Source organism: Bacteroides sp. AF39-11AC, from assembly GCF_003474285.1.
GTDB lineage: Bacteria > Bacteroidota > Bacteroidia > Bacteroidales > Bacteroidaceae > Bacteroides.
Map to the genome: position 1 here is coordinate 95,573 of NZ_QROH01000003.1, position 19,485 is coordinate 115,057.

14 protein-coding genes are annotated in these 19,485 nt (G+C 42.9%); 10 read left to right on the forward strand and 4 right to left on the reverse strand.

Annotation, left to right across the window (positions count from 1 at the left end; all coding sequences use genetic code 11):
- Nucleotides 1-72 precede the first annotated feature (72 nt).
- Nucleotides 73-540: a nucleoside deaminase gene (locus DW036_RS06105; RefSeq protein WP_021967750.1), complete on the forward strand. Its 468-nt coding sequence runs from the start codon at nucleotides 73-75 to the stop codon at nucleotides 538-540.
- A 198-nt stretch (nucleotides 541-738) separates the two neighbouring features.
- On the opposite strand, the gene DW036_RS06110 is transcribed toward DW036_RS06105, so the two are convergent.
- Nucleotides 739-2,328, reverse strand: a complete 1,590-nt coding sequence (locus DW036_RS06110; protein ID WP_187374562.1) for an OmpP1/FadL family transporter — start codon at nucleotides 2,326-2,328, stop codon at nucleotides 739-741.
- A gap of 35 nt (nucleotides 2,329-2,363) precedes the next feature.
- Nucleotides 2,364-3,758, reverse strand: coding sequence for a hypothetical protein (locus DW036_RS06115; protein WP_118462162.1), 1,395 nt, complete (start codon nucleotides 3,756-3,758; stop codon nucleotides 2,364-2,366).
- Between the two features lie 281 nt (nucleotides 3,759-4,039).
- Here DW036_RS06115 and prmA point away from each other — a divergent pair, with 281 nt between their 5' ends.
- The 5 genes from prmA (at nucleotide 4,040) to DW036_RS06145 (ending at nucleotide 9,219) form a co-directional block, all read left to right on the forward strand.
- The gene (prmA, locus tag DW036_RS06125) at nucleotides 4,040-4,882 is read left to right on the forward strand and encodes a 50S ribosomal protein L11 methyltransferase (protein ID WP_118462164.1); all 843 of its coding nucleotides are present in this window, start codon (nucleotides 4,040-4,042) and stop codon (nucleotides 4,880-4,882) included.
- Between the two features lie 127 nt (nucleotides 4,883-5,009).
- Nucleotides 5,010-6,500, forward strand: coding sequence for an amino acid adenylation domain-containing protein (locus tag DW036_RS06130; protein ID WP_118462166.1), 1,491 nt, complete (start codon nucleotides 5,010-5,012; stop codon nucleotides 6,498-6,500).
- Nucleotides 6,501-6,512: 12 nt separating this feature from the next.
- The gene (locus DW036_RS06135) at nucleotides 6,513-6,755 is read left to right on the forward strand and encodes an acyl carrier protein (protein WP_118462168.1); all 243 of its coding nucleotides are present in this window, start codon (nucleotides 6,513-6,515) and stop codon (nucleotides 6,753-6,755) included.
- Between the two features lie 3 nt (nucleotides 6,756-6,758).
- Complete coding sequence (locus DW036_RS06140; protein WP_118462169.1) at nucleotides 6,759-8,147, forward strand: MBOAT family protein; 1,389 nt, start codon at nucleotides 6,759-6,761, stop codon at nucleotides 8,145-8,147.
- Between the two features lie 19 nt (nucleotides 8,148-8,166).
- Nucleotides 8,167-9,219, forward strand: a complete 1,053-nt coding sequence (locus DW036_RS06145) for a histidine kinase (protein WP_118462171.1) — start codon at nucleotides 8,167-8,169, stop codon at nucleotides 9,217-9,219.
- Nucleotides 9,220-9,241: 22 nt separating this feature from the next.
- Here DW036_RS06145 and DW036_RS06150 read toward each other — a convergent pair whose 3' ends face one another.
- Both DW036_RS06150 and DW036_RS06155 read right to left on the reverse strand, forming a co-directional pair.
- Nucleotides 9,242-10,102, reverse strand: a complete 861-nt coding sequence (locus DW036_RS06150; RefSeq protein WP_187374563.1) for a glycoside hydrolase family 25 protein — start codon at nucleotides 10,100-10,102, stop codon at nucleotides 9,242-9,244.
- Nucleotides 10,103-10,214: 112 nt separating this feature from the next.
- Nucleotides 10,215-11,861, reverse strand: a complete 1,647-nt coding sequence (locus tag DW036_RS06155; protein WP_021966993.1) for a diphosphate--fructose-6-phosphate 1-phosphotransferase — start codon at nucleotides 11,859-11,861, stop codon at nucleotides 10,215-10,217.
- 182 nt (nucleotides 11,862-12,043) lie between these two features.
- Here DW036_RS06155 and DW036_RS06160 point away from each other — a divergent pair, with 182 nt between their 5' ends.
- The 4 genes from DW036_RS06160 to DW036_RS06175 all read left to right on the forward strand — a co-directional run bounded on the left by DW036_RS06160 (nucleotide 12,044) and on the right by DW036_RS06175 (nucleotide 19,478).
- Nucleotides 12,044-12,313: a hypothetical protein gene (locus DW036_RS06160; RefSeq protein ID WP_118462173.1), complete on the forward strand. Its 270-nt coding sequence runs from the start codon at nucleotides 12,044-12,046 to the stop codon at nucleotides 12,311-12,313.
- A 9-nt stretch (nucleotides 12,314-12,322) separates the two neighbouring features.
- Nucleotides 12,323-12,877: a 1-acyl-sn-glycerol-3-phosphate acyltransferase gene (locus DW036_RS06165; protein WP_021966992.1), complete on the forward strand. Its 555-nt coding sequence runs from the start codon at nucleotides 12,323-12,325 to the stop codon at nucleotides 12,875-12,877.
- 154 nt (nucleotides 12,878-13,031) lie between these two features.
- The gene (locus DW036_RS06170) at nucleotides 13,032-13,847 is read left to right on the forward strand and encodes an amidohydrolase (RefSeq protein WP_118462175.1); all 816 of its coding nucleotides are present in this window, start codon (nucleotides 13,032-13,034) and stop codon (nucleotides 13,845-13,847) included.
- A 21-nt stretch (nucleotides 13,848-13,868) separates the two neighbouring features.
- On the forward strand, nucleotides 13,869-19,478 hold the full coding sequence (locus DW036_RS06175) for an alpha-2-macroglobulin (RefSeq protein ID WP_118463112.1): 5,610 nt from the start codon (nucleotides 13,869-13,871) through the stop codon (nucleotides 19,476-19,478).
- Nucleotides 19,479-19,485: the final 7 nt, after the last annotated feature.

Consider the following 19,485-nt stretch of genomic DNA (forward strand, 5'->3'; position numbering starts at 1 on the left):
GGGTGCACAATCTTGGAGAATATAAAAAACATTGTTATCTTTGTCAGTAACACTAAAAATAATCATTTCATTATGACCAAAGAAGAATTAATGAGAAAAGCGATCGAACTCTCTACGGAGAATGTCGCTAATGGTGGCGGCCCTTTTGGTGCTGTCATTGCCAAAGATGGAGAAATTATAGCTACCGGAACGAACCGTGTAACAGCCTCATGTGACCCTACGGCACATGCTGAAGTCAGTGCTATTCGTGCAGCAGCCACAAAGTTAGGTACTTTCAACCTCAGCGGATGCGAAATTTATACTTCCTGCGAACCCTGTCCCATGTGCCTCGGTGCTATCTACTGGGCACGACTGGAGAGAATGTATTACGGAAACAATAAGACTGATGCCAAAAATATAGGTTTCGACGACTCTTTCATTTATGATGAGATCGCTCTAAAGCCCGCTGACCGGAAACTTCCATCGGAAGTATTATTACACAACGAAGCTATCAAAGCTTTTGAAGCATGGGCTGATAAGGAAGATAAAATAGCCTATTAAGAGCCTGTCGACAAGGAGTTAACTTCTTGCTAACAAACTCTTAACTTCTTGTCAACAAGAAGTTGACTCCTTACAAAACACTATTATTCAAGCATTAAAAAAAGAAGTCCCCGGAGCGCTGCAATCGTTTCCGGGGACTTGGGTTTAATACACAAGGTATTTGCAATGAAAGGTTATTTGCTTTATATTGTTGTTCGTTTAGAAACGCATACCTAAAGTAAATAGCACCTGACTACGAGAGTTTGTTACTTTCGTTACTGCCGGTACATCATAATTACCATTATTACCCGGCAAAGCAAATGGATAGAAATCAGCTTTCTGAGTAGAGAATTTATAGGCCAAATCAGCATAGAATGAAGAACCTCTATAACCAATACCCAACGTATAATTACTCAGTGACTTCGTATTTGCAAAGTCAGTATCTACATTCAATGAATTATAAGGAAGTGTCTTAACTGCATCATTCTTAAATGCAGCAGAGCTATAGTTGTAACCCAAACGAAGAGCAAATTCCGGGATTACCTTATATTCAGCGCCAATACGGAAAGTACTCACTCCTTTATTGTTAATTTTTGCTTCTTCACTCTCATACTCCATTTTATCACCTTCCGGGTAATAGAAAGCCATTTTCGAATAATCCTGGTACTCATATTCAGCACCTAAAGCCAAATTACTTCCCACTGTATAACCTATACTTAAATTATATGTCCACGGAGTACGCAATTCAAACTCGCTCTTCATATCCTTATCATTCAATTCATAATAAGTACTATAAGAGAGATGTTCCTGAAACTCTTCACCAGTTTCATTATTCACATACCAAAGATTCGATTGTATAGCTGCACTGGTAGTATAAGTCAGTTGATAAAAGGTTGGCGTATGGATGGCTAATCCAAGGCGCAAAGGAGAGTCTTCCATAGGACGAAAGATAAAGCCGAACTTAGCATCCCAACCTGCACCATTGATACGGTTTTCACTGCTAATACTATAGTCATTACCTTCTCCCATATCTTCGCCATAGAAATAAGACTTACGATAATTTACATCGTATGCTCCGATGGTAACGCCAAAATAAAAGCGATCATTAAAATTAAAAGCAATATTAAAATCATATTGGTCCACTCCACCTCTTTCTACAGACTTATAAGTAGCATAAGGGCTAATACCTAAGCTTAGATAAGGATTATTAGGATCGTCATCTCTATCAAACAATCGGGCATCCCATCCTAAAGCACCTAACCAGCCAACTCTATCTTGATCATACGGAAGAATGTTTTTTTCTGTCAACTGTTGAAGATCCATTCCCGCACCGTACATCTGATTTGCCTGGCTTGCCATCAAGTCTGTCTGCGACAAACCATATTGCCCTCCCATCGTCATTGTCCGATTGAATGATTTTGCTTTATGATAGTTAAATCCAAAGTTGACATAACGCAAGGTCGTTACATTCCCGAGCTTCGTAGAGAACACAAAACCTGCATTGTCAAAATTCCAACGGTTCTTATCACTATTAAATGTATTGCTTCCAAGCTTACTCTCGACTCCCATACTGGAAAAACCGAATGAAACCATTGCATCATTGCTGCGATAGATACCAATACCGGCAGGATTTGTTCCAATAGTAGAAATATCACCACCCAAAGCTCCCATCGCACCACCCATACCCACAAAGCGGGCGGTTCCGTTCAAATCTTTACTTATTATATTTGCTGCATCATATACAGTCTGTGCGCTCACACTTGTCGCTACGAGCACAGCCAAAGCTATTATCGTTGATTTCTTTTTCATACTCATTTCTCTTTTATGGTAAACACTCCATACGGTTATCTTCTTCTAGTGGAACCACCGCCGCCACCACTTGAGCGACTGGAAGAACCTCCACCACTACTACCGGATGAATAGCTGCTCGAACGTGAGCTACTACCGGAAGAGTAACTACTGTTTGAAGAAGAACGACTACTGTTATAAGAACGAGTAGTACTACTATTGTTATTAGAACGTCTGCTATTATCGTTAGAGTAGCTTCTGGTAGGATTAGTCGAACTACCTCTATTATAAGTCGATGTAGAAGTGCTACTACGACGTGTAGTTCCTACAGAAGAAGAACGGGTAGAAGTTCCTCCACTATTACGAACACGTTCCACATTACTACTATTATATGAATTATTGCGCGTACTGCTGGGACGAGTATAAGTCGATCTCCGTGAAGAAGCAGCATCTGTTCGGGTATTCATTCCCGGACGTTCACTTCCCGAACGAGTACCTACCACCCTGCGAGTTGTACTACCTGAAGTACCGGTACTGCGTCTTACGGAAGTAGCATCCGAAGAACGACGTACGGTTTGTCCACCATTCGTTACAGAACCCCGACGTGTAGTTCCTTGTGCAGTAGAGACACGATTTCCGTTGGAATAACGTGTTCCATCATGACGTCTATACGTATATACGCTACCGCTATTCCAATGACCACCTCCCCAGTGTCCACCGCCACCGGGATACCAGCCACCGCCAGGATAGTGATGATGGTGATGGTGTCCCCATCCCCAGCCACCGTAGAAGCCGCCCCAACCATAGGACCAGCCACCATAGCTGTAATAAGGTGAGTAACCTCCCCAACCATAATAAGGATAGCCACCCCATCCGTAGGAGTTATAACGCCAATCCCACCACAGGCGGTTAGAGAAAGTTGGGAAAGCATAAGCATACATTCCATCAGTATAAACGTTCCAGTTCCATGTATCCAGACCGTAAACGACATCCCAATAGTATGGGCTACTGATACTTATTGCATAACGAGGGTTACGGAAACGTACGATACGCATAGCATATTCATAATCTTCTTCCGAACCATCGAAGCCGTTTACCCATTCCCCCTCCGGATCAGGCACAGCTTTTTCTTTAATATATAAGGTATCGTCTTCCATTACGAAGTCATTCTCACGTGAATCATAGCGACGATTATACTCGTCTACATCACGTGCATTTCCTTTACGATCCTGAACTACAACAGTAGTATTCCCCGGCGACGTATAAACCGTAGTCGGTGCATTCGACTTTACTACAATCTCTTCAGCCGGAGCAGATGTTCTTTTCTTCTCCTGCTTCTTTTCCTTCTTATCCTTAGAAGGAGTGTAGTAAAGGTCGTCATCTATGCTCTGCGCCGAAACCATCCAAGGGAGGCACAAGGCAAAAAGCGATAAAAAAACAATCTTTTTCATATGGGTGTAGTTTATTGGTTTACATTTATCTATTTTATCACGTCACAAAGATAGCGATGGGAATTACCGTCTGCAGAAGAATTTCCCCAAATGATTATAGGGATTTCCCTAAATACCCTATCTTTAAAAAAGATAAACTGCATCTCAACATAACTTTTTCATGCAAGCATGAAAGTTCTGCATTCGATTTACATTATCTTTGCAACTAATAAACAAATATACAAAGAAACCGGTTCACTTCATCGGGACCCTCTTTGCATTTAACAATATATTGTATTCCAATGAAATATTTAGAATTTACTTTCCGCACTTCCCCCTGCACTGAAACAGTGAACGATGTGCTTGCCGCTGTTCTGGGTGATGCAGGTTTTGAGAGTTTTGTAGAACAAGAAGACGGTATTGCTGCCTACATACAAAAGGATTTGTATGATGAGACAACTGTAAAAACAGTTATAGCCGAATTCCCCCTACCGGATACAAAAATTGAATATACTTTTGCAGAAGCTGAAGACAAAGATTGGAACGAGGAATGGGAAAAGAATTTCTTTCAACCGATTGTTATTGGTGATCGTTGCGTCATTCACAGCACTTTCCATCACGATGTTCCCCAAACTGAATATGACATCGTAATCAATCCGCAAATGGCTTTCGGTACGGGCCACCACGAAACTACCAGCCTCATCATCAGTGAACTGCTGGACAGTGACCTGCAAGGAAAGTCTTTACTCGATATGGGGTGCGGTACTTCTATCCTCGCTATTCTTGCCCGTATGCGTGGTGCTGCACCTTGCACCGCTATTGATATTGATGAATGGTGTGTACGCAATTCCCTTGAAAACATAGAGCTGAACCATGTAGACAATATCGCCGTGTCACAAGGTGATGCATCTTCCCTGAAAGATCTAGGTCCGTTTGATGTGATTATTGCCAACATCAACCGTAATATTCTGCTGAATGACATGAAACAATATGTGCGTTGCATGCATCCGGGATCAGAACTGTATATGAGCGGTTTTTATGTAGATGACATTCCATTGATTCAGGCAGAGGCTGAACGTAATGGATTGCAATTTGTGCACCACCAGGAGAAAAATCGTTGGGCAGCAGTAAAGTTCAGACTTTAATTCTCCGAAAGCATACGATCCTTAACACACATTAACGATAGGCCTATAGGGAGAATATAAATTCTCCCTGTCTTTATTTGTGCAAAAACAAATTAGACTTTACTATAACTATCAAATCACAAACAAAATGGAAAAGGATCAAAAAGATATGATCGGTGAGATCATAAATGCTTTTGAGAAGTATGCGGAACATCAGGCATTTGTTATTAATGACATCGCCTATACCTATCGGCAATTATCTGAAACCGTATACAAAATATCGACCTTGATTAATGAAAGGAAAGACAAAATCATTGGCATCATAGCCGAAGACAAATTAGAAACCTATGCCTCCATACTGGCAGTATTAATCAGTGGAAAAACGTATGTTATCCTGCACCCTGCCTATCCTAAGCATAGAAACAAGAAGATAGCCGAGCTTGCCGATATTCATTTAATCTTATATACAAAAGATATTCGTATTTTGAATCTGGACACCCAGCATATAGACTTTATATGTACTTCGGAAATACAAGAAACACTTCCCTCCTCTTCTGCCAGCCATGCGGAAAAGAATGAAAACGCTTATATCATCTTCACCTCCGGCAGTACGGGAGAACCCAAAGGAGTTCCTATCTCCCGCAATAACCTGAATGCTTTCTATGATGCATACAGTCATCTGGACTGGCAGTTAGATGAAAACGACCGGATGCTGCAAATGTTTGAGCTGACCTTTGATGTATCCATCGTATCTTTCTTATACCCACTGACTATAGGAGCATGTGTATATACAGTTTCCCCGGAAGGTGTAAAGTATATCAATGTCATTGAAACCCTGGAGAAATACAACCTTACATTTGCTGCCGTAGCTCCTTCGCTACTCCAGTTACTATTGCCGTATTTTTCAGAGATACAGCTTCCTGAACTGAAGTATCTGGTTGTTACCGCAGAAGCATCGGATGTAGAATTACTGTCTGCTTTCAGAAGCTGTGCACCTAATGCCTCTTTTGTGAACTTGTACGGTCCTACAGAAGGAACAATCTATTGTACAGTTTATCAGATACCAACCACTTCGTGCAAACACCACAACGGAATGATTGCCATAGGAAAACCATTCAATGGAACCGACATTCTGATTATGGACAGCAATGAAACTACCGTATCTACAGGGGAGACCGGAGAACTCTGGATCAGTGGTAAACAAATCATGAACGGCTACTGGAATTCCCCGGAAAAGACTCAGGAATGCCTCATCAAAGGAATAGATGGAAAGATTTACTACAAAACCGGTGACCTTTGTCAGTTAGATGCCGATGGTGATATTATATACTGCGGTCGGAAAGACTCACAGATAAAGCTACAGGGATTCCGCATTGAACTAAGTGAAATAGAACACGTCGTAAAAAACTACTTCAACAATGAATGCAAAGCGGTTGTCATTCCCAAATATGGAGAAAACAACCAATGCGAACTGCATCTGGTCGTCGAAAAAGTTCATCTCGATAGACAACAGATAGAAGAATACATGAATAACCGATTACCGTTCTACATGATTCCTAAACATATACACTGCATGGAGCATTTTCCTCTGAACACCAGCAGTAAAACAGATAGAAAGAAAATCTTGGAATTAATATAAAACTAAACTAACATGGATACTCAGATGATTTTAACCAAACTAAGCCTGATTTTTCAGGAAATCTTAAAGAGAGATAACATCGTTCTTACCAATGAAACCACTGCACAGGACGTAGAGGGATGGAATTCATTAACCAACATGATACTAATAAGTAGAATTGAAAAAGATTTTAATGTTCATTTTACTTTCAGGGATATTGTACGGTTTAAGAATGTAGGAGATATTTGTAATGCAATTCTGACTAAAACAAAGTAGAACATGTCATTCATATCCCTGAATTTTGTCACACTGTTTGTGTGTACTTTCCTTTTATACTACACACTCCCCACGAAATATAAGAAAGCGGTGCTCTTGTTATCGAGTTGTGTTTTTATAGGATACTATCATATAGCCTTTCTGGTGATAGCCCTCCTCATTTCACTGGCAACTTTTTTTCTCGGCAAATGGGTAGGGCAAACAAAACGTGAAAAGGATGTAAAAAGAATCTATATTTCAGGCTTATGTCTTCTGATAGTAGGCTGGTTAACATTCCGATATGCCAACCTACTGCCCGGCGTACACTTACTATTTCCTTTAGGTATTTCCTTTTATACTTTCCAGGCTCTTTCCTATCTGACTGAAATCTATTGGAAAGAAGAAGAGCCGGAAGAGAATCTTACCGACTTCATGATATATATGCTCTTCTTCATGAAATTCCTGTCAGGTCCTATAGAGAGAGCAAGAGATATGCTTCCCCAATTAAAGTCAGGGAAACCGGTAGCCTACCAGTCTATTGTCTATGGAATGAAACTGATAGTAGTAGGATTGATAAAAAAGCTGATACTTGCCGACTATATTTCTCCCCATATAGATGGAATTTTCAATTCTGTGCATGCAGCATCCGGCGTCCAGTTACTCATGGCATGCCTTTTATATCCGATAGAATTGTATGGTGACTTTTCTGGTTACACGGATATTGCTCTTGGAGGTGCCTGTATGTTGGGATTTAAACTCAGCCCTAACTTTAACCGCCCCTTCATAGCACAAACTACTGCCGAATTCTGGAGAAGATGGCACATGTCCCTTTCATTCTGGGTTAGAGATTACTTATACCTTCCCCTGTCTTCCGGTATGCGTCGTTGGGGGCAATGGGGTGTATTCCTGAGCCTGAGCCTTACATTTGCCGGACTGGGCGCTTGGCATGGTGCAGGTTGGAACTTTATCATCTACGGACTCATCCAGGGGCTTCTCATTTTTTATGAAATGAAAACCGCTATCTTCCGCAACAAATTGAAGACTTGGTTAGGCAATCCATTGTTTAGCGCCTTATCTATTATCCGTACTTATCTTCTTTTTGCCTTTTCCCTGATTTTCTTCCGCCTGGATTCGGTTACCGATGCGTTTTATTATATCAGACACATTTCGTTCAGCACCCATGCCAGTTGGAAAGAGATGAGCATCGGGATGTCGGATCATAACTGCATCGTCGCAGGCAGTGCCCTTGTACTGATTCTAACCTACGAATATTTCATGTCTAAACGAGATCTTCTGGAAGCATTGGCAAAACAGCCTGCACTTATCAGATGGAGCATCTATTATTTGCTGGCTATTATGTTCTTTACATTGGGACAGTTCAATTCCGACAGTTTTATCTATCTGCAATTTTAATATAAATAAAGACAGCATTATGAAGAAAAAGAATGAACGAAGTGCAGCCATGCGTTTCATCCTAAAATTATTTATATTCCTGATACCTTTTATCAGTCTGTTGGCGGTCTATTTTCTGAATGACCCTTTTATGGTTTTAAAACATTACGACCGTTATGACAACTCTCCTGTTATGTTGAACGAAAGCTATATCGGTTGGCAAATGTACATGAACAACCGGGACTCCATTGCTTTTGACTCCTTCATTATGGGAAATTCCTGTACGATGGCCTATCCATGCCGCGAGTGGGAAAAATATCTGAATGGAGGCAGGGCAATACGCCTGTTTGGTAATGCCGAGAGTATAGCTGCCATTTGCAAAAAACTACAAGCTTTGGAAGAAAACGGCGCAGAAATTAAAAACCTGCTTCTGATTCTGGATAAAGAGTCGTTAGGAAAAGACCAGCTTTTAAACGGCCATAATTATGTACTGCCTCCTGCTCTGTCAGGAATCAGTAACTTTAGTTTCCAGGAGAAATTCTGCCAAGCCTTTTTCTTTCCCAATTTCTTGCTTCCCTATCTCGATTATAAAATATTCCATCAATACCGCCCCTATATGAAAGGAGTGATCAATCCTTATGGTGTCGTCAAAGATCCTGTGACCAATGACGCCATCAATCCCCGGGAAGAAATGATCCAACGTGAAGGAGAAGCATATTGGGAAAGTCATAAAAAAGAATTCCAGAAAACAAGGGATCCCAATTATAGAAATGGAAAATACCGGAAAGGTGAACCGTTTCTTTGGCAAGCACAAATCGAATTATTAGAGGAAATAAGTCAAATCTGCCGGAGACAGAGCACTTCAGTCAAGATTATTATCAGTCCTGATTACAGTCAAATAAGCATAAATCCTGCAGACGTGGAGATCTTAAAAAGATTTTTCGGTGATACCAACGTATTTGATTTCAGTGGTATTAATGAATACACGAACGATATTCATAACTACTACGAAAGAGGACATTACAGACCGATACTCGGAACACGTTTATTGCAAAAAATATATTGTAAACAAGAGCAGATTGAAAACATATAAAAAGAGAGAACTTTCAACTAAATTATTTTTGTAAAGTAAGAGCCTGCAATTGTTCCAATGAGCCATTAAACACGTTCAAGTCAACTTCTTCCTTAATGCCCGGAACATTGCCTACATCAGTATGTTGCCAGAAGTGCCAGGAACCTTCGTACTTGACGGAATCTACGTAATAATGAGCAATCCAATAGGGATATGTATTGAATACCGAATCATTAAGATAGCGGCTTTTAAATTTATAGGAAGTATAAAGAATAGGTTTCACTCCATAATGTGACTCTACACGGTCGAGCCAGGTTTTAACGGCAATCTTCAGATCATGAGGCGTACTTTTACCAATAGTTTCGACATCAAGTACGGGGGGCAGATCGCCGGGAATAAGCTGAACCGTACGGATAAAGAAATCAGCTTGCTTATGCGGATCTGTTTTGGGAGAAAAGAAATGGTAAGCCCCACGGATAAAACCATAACGATGTGCCTGATCAAAATTGAACGGGAAAGTATCGTCAGCATGGTCACCACCCTCAGTGGCTTTCATAAAGACAAAATGGATAGGAAATTTGGTTGTTTTATTGGATGTCAGTTGTATCCAATCTATACTGCCTTGATAATGGGAAATATCAATGCCATGCACTTCATAGTCACAGGGCATACAGACACCATATCCTTTCTGACCATAACAAGGCTTCCAGCGATAAGCATACGGGCGAATGAAAAACCAATAAAAACCGGCAGAAAACACAGCAATAATCCCAACAGCAAGTATAGCACGCAACCATGTGGGCATGATACGTTCTTTGCTCTTTTTCTTACCGCGGCGTACAGCAGGTGCAGCAGGACGGGAAATTGGTTTTCGACGAGGTGTAGAATTAGTTTTAGTTGCCATGCATTAGTTAAAATAGAACGCAAATCACACAAATTACGCAAATAGATTATTCAAATTTGTGTAATTCATGTAATTTGCGTTCTTCTTATTCACTTTTCGTTAGCTTGCTGATTTATTTAGCTTGCTCTAACTGCAAAGTCTTTGTCGGCTGGTCACAAACTTCTGTAGGGCCGAAGTACTGAATCGGTCCCGGATATACATAGTCTGTAGTGATAGCCCACTGGTCGCGTTGAGCAGCAAATGCCTTGAATGGAGCACCATCCAGTTTCACCAGAGCTTTCTGGATAACCGGTTTCATTTCACCGTGACGGCGTTCCATGTTCATCATCATCGTGATGGGTACACCACCTGCAATCCATTGGTCAGCAGGAGCTGTAGTGTTGCGTACAGAAGACATATAACCTGTCTTACCATTAGCAATCAGAGAAGCAGCTGTATAACCCAGCGAGTAGCAATAGTCAGCATCGTAGTTAGACGGAGCAGCGCAACGGCCTTCATAACCGAAGAAGTGATGTTGAGAAGCGAACTTACCAACAAATTTACCTTCTTCTTTCCATGCAGCGAGCTTAGTAGCTACCATTTCCGACAACAGTTTTTCTGTTTCAATCAGAGATACCTGTACGTTTCCGTGCGGGTCGCGATCCAGCGTCAGCTGACGTGCAACACCTTCGGGCAGGCTGGCATAGATAGCAGCATTTTCCGGAGACAGTTTGCGGATGATATAATCACGTTGGTGAGATTTCTTAATCTGAGAGAATTCTTCTGCATTTGCAGCGAGGAAGTCGTTCAACTCAGCGATCAGACGTTTCATAGCCGGGATAAACTCAATCAGACCTTCAGGGATCAAAACCGTACCGAAGTTGTTGCCTTGAGCAGCGCGGTTAGCTACTACCTGTGCAATGTAAGTCACTACATCGTCCAGAGACATATCTTTTGCTTCAACTTCTTCTGATACGATACAAACGTTAGGTTGTACCTGCAAAGCACATTCCAGTGCGATGTGAGAAGCAGAACGTCCCATCAACTTGATGAAGTGCCAGTATTTACGAGCAGAGTTACAGTCGCGTTGAATGTTACCGATGACTTCAGAGTAAACTTTGCAAGCAGTGTCGAAACCGAAAGAAGTTTCAATCATTTCGTTCTTCAAGTCACCGTCGATAGTCTTCGGACAGCCGATTACCTGTACGCCGCACTTCTTAGCTGCATAGTACTCAGCCAGTACGCAGGCATTGGTGTTAGAGTCGTCACCACCGATGATAACCAATGCTTTGATATCAAGTTGCTTCAGGATTTCCAGACCTTTTTCAAACTGGTCTTCTTTCTCCAATTTGGTACGACCGGAACCGATGATATCGAAACCACCTGTGTTACGGTATTCGTCAATAATGTCTGAAGTCAGTTCCATATAGTTATGGTCTACCAAACCACCGGGGCCAAGGATGAAACCATATAACTTACTGTCTTTATTCAAATTCTTGATGCCGTCGAAAATACCGGAAATCACATTATGACCACCGGGAGCCTGACCACCGGAAAGGATAACACCCACATTCATAGCGGGGAAGTTAACCACTTCGTCAGTAGCCTCAAACTTGATCAAAGGCATTCCGTACGTATTAGGGAACAATTTTTGGATAGCTTCCTGATCGGCTACAGACTGAGTAGCTGCTCCAGCTACCGCCTTAACGGCACCCTTCAGCGCTTTCGGAAGTTTGGGCTGATAAGCAGCCCTTGCAATTTGCAATGCACTTTTTGTCATTTTATCTAATTATTTAAAGGTGTTAGTAAAGTTTCGTTCAAAAGCGTCGCAAATTTCGTGTTTTTTTCTGAATTATGAAAGGAAGCGCACATCAAAAAAAATATGAAATGTTGGTTTATACCGTGGAAAGTACTTATCTTTACCGGAAATATTTCAAATTATTCACTTAAAACGTAAAGATTATGGCAAGTAGAAGAGAACTTAAGAAAAACGTCAATTATATCGCAGGTGAACTGTTCATGGAGTGTTTGGTAAACAGCTTATACGTACCCGGAACCGATAAAGCAAAAGCTGACGAATTGATGGGTAAAATCCTGAGTATGCAAGATGAATTTATCAGCCGTATCAGCCATACCGAGCCGGGAAATGTAAAAGGTTTCTACAAGAAATTCCGCGAAGACTTTAATAAAGAAGTAGACGCAATTATTAACGCTATCGGTAATCTGAAGTAAGCACCGGGAATGAAAAAAGCAATATACAGCTTTATCTACTATCGCATTTTGGGATGGAAGACAAATGTAACGGTACCGGATTATGATAAATGTGTGATAACTGCAGCACCTCATACTTCTAATTGGGATTTATTTATCGGCAAACTATTTTACGGAGCTATCGGACGGAAAACCTGCTTCATGATGAAAAAAGAATGGTTCTTCTTTCCACTGGGACTAATATTCAAAGCCGTAGGTGGCATACCGGTAGATCGGGGACGCAAAACATCACTGGTAGACCAGATGGCGGAAAGATTCGCCAGAAGCAAGAAATTCCAGCTCGCTATTACACCGGAAGGAACCCGCAAAGCAAACCCTAATTGGAAGAAAGGATTTTATTTTATTGCATTGAAAGCGCAGGTACCTATTGTAATGATAGGTATCGATTATACCACTAAAACGATTTCCGCGACAAAAGCGATTATGCCGTCAGGAGATATCGAAAAGGATATGCGCGAGGTAAAGCTCTATTATAAGGATTTCAAAGGGAAGAACCCGAAGAACTTTGCTTTAGGCAACATTTGATAATAACTTTTAGGCGCGGATTACGCGGATTACACGGATTTTTATTACCTTGCGGCGTGGAAAGCCAGGCAAATAATCTTTGCCTGCAAGTATAACGTAGCACGTTAATCCGCGTTATACGTATAATCCGCGCCTAAAATATTTCAATGAAGTTATGCGTGTAACTCTATTACAAACAGATATTGTTTGGGAAGATAAACAAGAAAATCTCCGCCTACTCCGTAGGAAGCTCAAAGCGCTTCGTGGAGTAGCGGAGATTGTTGTCTTGCCCGAAACCTTCTCTACCGGTTTTAGTATGGACAGCCGAAGGCTAGCTGAACCAGTATCGGGTGTAACCATCACCACCTTGCGCCAATGGGCGGCAGAATTCCAATTCGCCATTACAGGCAGTTATATAGCTTGCGATGAAGAAGTAGATGCAAATAAAAATGCGGTTCCCATTCCTGATAAGTCTTATTATAACCGTGCTTTTTTCCTGACTCCCGAAGGGGAAGCTTATTACTACGATAAACGGCACCTCTTTCGTATGGGCCAGGAAACGGAGCATTTTACAGCGGGTAGCCAGCGGCCTGTTATCTCCTACCGGGGGTGGAATATACTACTGTTAGTCTGCTACGACCTTCGCTTCCCGGTATGGAGCCGGAACGTAAATAATGAATATGATCTTCTGATATACGTTGCCAACTGGCCTGTTCCCCGCCGTCGGGTATGGGACATTTTGTTACAAGCACGTGCACTCGAAAATATCAGTTATGTTTGCGGTGTCAACCGTATCGGTACGGATGGAAATCAAATGCTATATAATGGCGGCAGCGTCATTTATTCACCAAAGGGCGATTTGCTTGCCAGCGTACCCGATCATGAAGAAGGAACCGCCACCGCAACTCTCGACCTCTCTGTCCTGAGAGAATTCAGACAAAAATTCCCCGCATGGAAAGATGCGGATGCCTTTTCTATTGAGAATTTATAATTCTTTTATATTATGGAACGAATGAAAGCTAAACACCGTATAGCTGACAAGCTATTCTCTCTGTTACTGACCATCATAGTTTTTTCCTCTTGCGCAAACAGCAAAAAAGATATTGTTCCTTCTGCCGAGTATGCACCTTTTGTAAATGCATATACAGGAGGAGTTATCTCACAAACTTCGAACATACGCATAGAACTGACACAAGATCAAGCTATGGTAGATTTGAACAATGAACTGAAAGAAAACCCATTCAGTTTCTCCCCGTCCCTGAAAGGTAAAGCATATTGGGTCAGCAACAATACGATTGAATTCGTTCCTGAACCAGGAACTTTAAAACCGGGAGAGTTCTATGAAGGTACGTTCCAATTAGGTCGGTTTGTAGAAGTGGACAGTCGCCTGAAAGAATTCAAATTCTCTTTCAGAGTACAGGAACCCAATTTCACACTGTATATTGAACCGCTAACAACCATCGACGTAGATAGCCATGGCGACCTAGTGACGCTGAAAGGTGAAGTACGTTTCAGTGATGCCACTTCCAAAGAAGCAGTTGAGAAAATGCTCTCTGCCAAAGGCGGAAACGGTCAAAGCTATCCGGTCAGTATCACTCCGACAGATCATCCGATACGCTATCTGTTTGAAATAGCCGGTGTCATTCGCGAAGCGGAAGACTACCAGCTGGAAATCACCGCCAACGGCAGTCCTGCAGGAATCGACCGCAAACTGACAGAAAACGTACTGATCCCTGCCAAGAATGATTTCCGTCTCCTCTCTGCCAAACGTATTGACGAACCGGAAAATGGAATCGAAATAGTATTCTCCGATCCTGTTTCTACCACACAAGACCTGAACGGATTGATTGAAATCCCCGAAGTATCATCTTCTATATTTCAAGTGGAGAATAATAAAGTATACATCTACTTTGAAGCCAACCAACTGAGCAAACTGACTTTGAAGATACACGAAGGAGTGAAAAACAGCCGGGATAAATCGCTCGGAACATCACATTCCATCGCATTCAGCGAACTGAATCTGAAACCACAAGTGAGCATGTCTACATCAGCCGCTATCCTGCCCGACTCCAAAAGTTTAATCATCCCGTTCCGGGCAGTCAATCTCTATGCGGTAGATTTAAGCGTAATCCGTATTTTTGAAAACAATGTACTGATGTTCATGCAGACCAATACGCTCTCATCCGCCAGTGAACTGCGCCGTTCCGGACGATTGGTTTATCAGAACACATTGTGGCTGAGCAAGGACAGCACAAAAGACGTGCACCGATGGGAAGACTATTCAATAGACCTTGCCGGACTGATCCGGCAGGAACCGGGTGCTATCTACCGTATCATACTTTCTTTCCGGCAGGAATACTCAGCCTATCCTTGCAGCGGAACAGAAAAACAAGAGATGAGCTTTGCAGACAATACTGCTTCAGAGGGATTGACGAAAGTCAGTGGAAGTAGTACTTTCGAAGAAAATGAAGCAGAATGGGATACCCCGGAAACTTATTTCTACTATAATGGTAACATAAAGATGGACTGGAGCCAGTATAACTGGCGGGAACGCAATAATCCTTGCCATCCCTCCTATTATATGGACTCTGACCGGGCAGCATCGTGCAATGTATTTGCCTCCAATATAGGAATGATTGTAAAACGGAATTCACTGAACAAACTGTGGATAGCCGTAAGCAACATCTTGGATACCAAACCGATGGAGAAAGCAAAAGTGACTGTTTACAACTTCCAGTTGCAAGCCATCGGAACCGCTGAGACCAATAGTGAAGGATTTACGGAAATCACCCCGAAAGGTATTCCTTTCATTGTGGTGGCCGAAGTAGAGAAACAAAAGGCTTACGTTCGTGTGGCAGACGGTGAAGAACAATCTGTCAGCCGGTTCGATGTAGGTGGAAAAGATATTCAGAAAGGATTGAAAGGATTCGTCTATGGCGAAAGAGGGGTATGGCGACCGGGAGATACGCTGCATGTAAGCTTTATTATGGAAGACCGTGAAAAAAGAATTCCGGATAAACACCCTGTAGCATTGGAATTGTATAATCCGAGAGGACAATTCTATACCAAAATAATTTCCACACAGGGTATAAACGGTTTCTACACGTTTGACCTGCCGACACGCCCCGAAGACCCGACGGGATTATGGAACGCTTACGTCAAAGTAGGCGGAACCGCTTTCCACAAAAGCCTTCGCATAGAAACAGTGAAGCCAAACCGCCTGAAAATTAATCTGAAACTACCGGAGAAAGTAATCCAAGCTTCTACCAAAGAAATGCCGGTAATGCTTACTTCCACATGGCTGACAGGCGCCACAGCTTCACGGCTGAAAACCAAGGTGGAAATGTCCCTATCAAAAGTAAATACGCAATTTAAGAACTACGGGCAATACATATTCAATAATCCGGCTACTGAATTTACAACTGTGAAAAACGATGTATTCGACGGAACGCTGGATGCGGAAGGAAAAGCTAACTTTAGGTTGAAACTTCCGGCTGCCACCAATGCCCCGGGAATGCTGAATGCAACTTTAACCAGCCGTGTATTCGAACCGGGAGGAGACGCCAGTATTTACACGCAAAGCATTCCGTTCTCTCCATTCTCTTCTTACGTAGGGATTAATCTGAACCAACCGAAAGGAAAATACATCGAGACAGACCAGGATCATGTATTCGACATTGTCACCGTAAATGCAGAAGGGCAATTAGTGAACCGCTCCAATCTGGAATATAAGATTTACCGTATCTCCTGGAGTTGGTGGTGGGAGAACCGGGACGAATCATTCGGAACTTATGTCAACAGTAGTTCCATCACTCCCGTAGCCAGTGGCAATATACAGACTACAGGCGGAAAGGCAACTTTCAAATTCCGGGTAAACTATCCGGACTGGGGACGTTACCTAATTTATGTGAAAGATAAGGAAAGTGGGCATGCCACCGGCGGAACTGTTTATATAGACTGGCCGGATTGGCGCGGACGTTCAAGCAAGACGGACCCCAGCGGCATTAAAATGCTCGCTTTCTCTCTGGATAAAGACTCGTATGAAATAGGTGAAACGGCAACAGCCATTATTCCTGCCGCTGCGGGAGGACGTGCACTGGTAGCCCTGGAAAACGGTTCAACCGTTCTGCAACGTGAATGGATTGAAGTTTCCAACAACGGAGACACAAAGTATTCTTTCAAAGTGACTCCGGAAATGGCGCCGAACGTTTATCTGCACATCAGCCTGTTGCAACCTCATGCACAGACGGTGAACGATTTGCCGATACGTATGTACGGTGTAGTTCCGGTATTGGTCACTAACAAACAAACTATATTGCAACCGCAAATTAAAATGCCGGAAGTGTTGCGACCGGAAACGGACTTCACAGTTACCGTCAGCGAAAAGAACGGCAAACAGATGACGTACACACTGGCCATTGTAGATGATGGATTGCTCGACCTGACTAATTTCAAGACTCCCGATCCATGGAATGAATTCTATGCCCGCGAAGCATTGGGCATCCGCACCTGGGATATGTATGACGATGTACTCGGAGCATCTGCCGGACGTTACAGTTCATTGTTCAGTACGGGTGGTGACGAGACATTGAAACCAGCCGATGCAAAAGCGAACCGCTTCAAGCCGATAGTGAAATTTATCGGTCCGTTCTATCTGGATAAAGGGAAACAGAAGACGCACACGCTGAAACTACCGATGTACGTAGGTTCTGTACGTACGATGGTGGTAGCGGGGCAAAACGGAGCTTATGGAAAAGCGGAAAAGACTTCTTTCGTGCGGACACCGTTGATGTTGTTGTCAACACTACCCCGTGTGCTGAGCACACAAGAAGAGATTACTGTCCCGGTAAATGTCTTTGCCATGGAGAAGGAAGTGAAGAATGTATCGGTATCCATCCAGGCTTCAGGTGGAGGTGTACAAGTGATTGATCCCAATAAACAATCCATTACTTTCAGTCAACCGGGTGACCAACTCGTTTACTTTAAGATAAAGACCGGAAGTAAAACAGGAAAAGCAACGATACATATCACTGCCAGCGGTGGCAGTCAGCAGGCGAAAGAAACCATTGAAATAGAAGTCCGAAACCCGAATCCGGCAGTGACCTTCCGCAACAACCAATGGGTGGAAAAGGGAGAAAGTGTAACACTTCCTTATTCATTGAATGGTGCTTCTCCGGCAAATAGCCGTATGCTGCTGGAAGTCTCACGCATTCCTTCGGTAGATATCAGCCGCAGGTTCGACTACCTGTATAATTATCAGCATCATTGCACGGAACAGCTGACTTCCAAAGCTCTGCCGCTATTGTTCGTCAGCCAGTTTAAAGCTGTGGATGAGGAAGAAGCTCAAAAGATTAAGACCAACGTACAGGAAGCGATACGGCAACTCTATGCACGCCAGCTTCCGAACGGCGGTTTTGTTTACTGGCCGGGAAATGCCAGTGCCGATGAGTGGATTACTTCTTATGCGGGCATGTTCCTTGTATTGGCGCAGGAGAAAGGCTACGCTGTCAACTCGAATGTACTGAATAAGTGGAAACGCTTCCAACGTGCTGCTGCCCAGAACTGGCGGATGCCGGATCAGGATGACAGTTGGGCTTACTGGCAAACGGGAGTGCAACAGGCATACAGATTGTACACACTGGCATTAGCCGGGGCACCTGAGCAGGGTGCCATGAACCGGATGAAAGAACAAGCTAACCTGCCTCTGCAAGCCAAATGGAGACTGGCAGCCGCTTATGCCCTGACAGGTAAGATGAAACCGGCTGAAGAACTGGTATTTAAGGCAGAAACCACCGTTACCCCTTATTCCTCACAGAATTATATCTATGGTTCGTATGATCGTGACGAAGCTATGATATTGGAAACTTTACTCCTGATGAACCGTGACCAGGCGGCATTGCAACAGGCGAAGAAGGTATCCAAGAATCTGGCCGAAGAGAATTGGTTCAGCACACAGTCCACTGCTTTCTCATTAATGGCGATGGGACGTCTGGCTGAGAAGCTTTCAGGTACTCTGGACTTCACTTGGACCTGGAACGGAAAACAGCAACCCGTAGTGAAATCAGCCAAGGCTGTATTTGCAAAGGAACTGTCCACTTCACCGGCTTCGGGTAATATTATAGTAAAGAACGAAAGTAAAGGTGCATTAAGTGTGGACCTCATTACACGCACGCAATTACTTAATGATACATTACCCGCAATATCCAATAACCTCCGCCTGGACGTAAAATATACGGATATGAACGGAGCGACGATATCCATAGATGATATCAAGCAAGGAACAGACTTTATGGCAGTCATCACCGTAGGTAATATCAGTGGAACCACTGCTTACAGCAATTTGGCATTAACACATATCCTGCCGTCAGGTTGGGAGATTTACAATGACCGGTTGATGACTCCGGAAGCGACGCCTACCCGTGATTATACCTATCAGGATATTCGTGACGACCGTGTGCTGACTTACTTCGACCTACAACGCAGCGGACTGAAGAAGTTCACTATAAGATTGCAAGCGACGTATGCAGGCAATTTCATTCTGCCGGCTATCCAGTGCGAAGCCATGTATGACGCTTCGGCACAGGCACGAACAAAGGCAGGAAGAACGACTGTCAGTAAATAGTAAATAA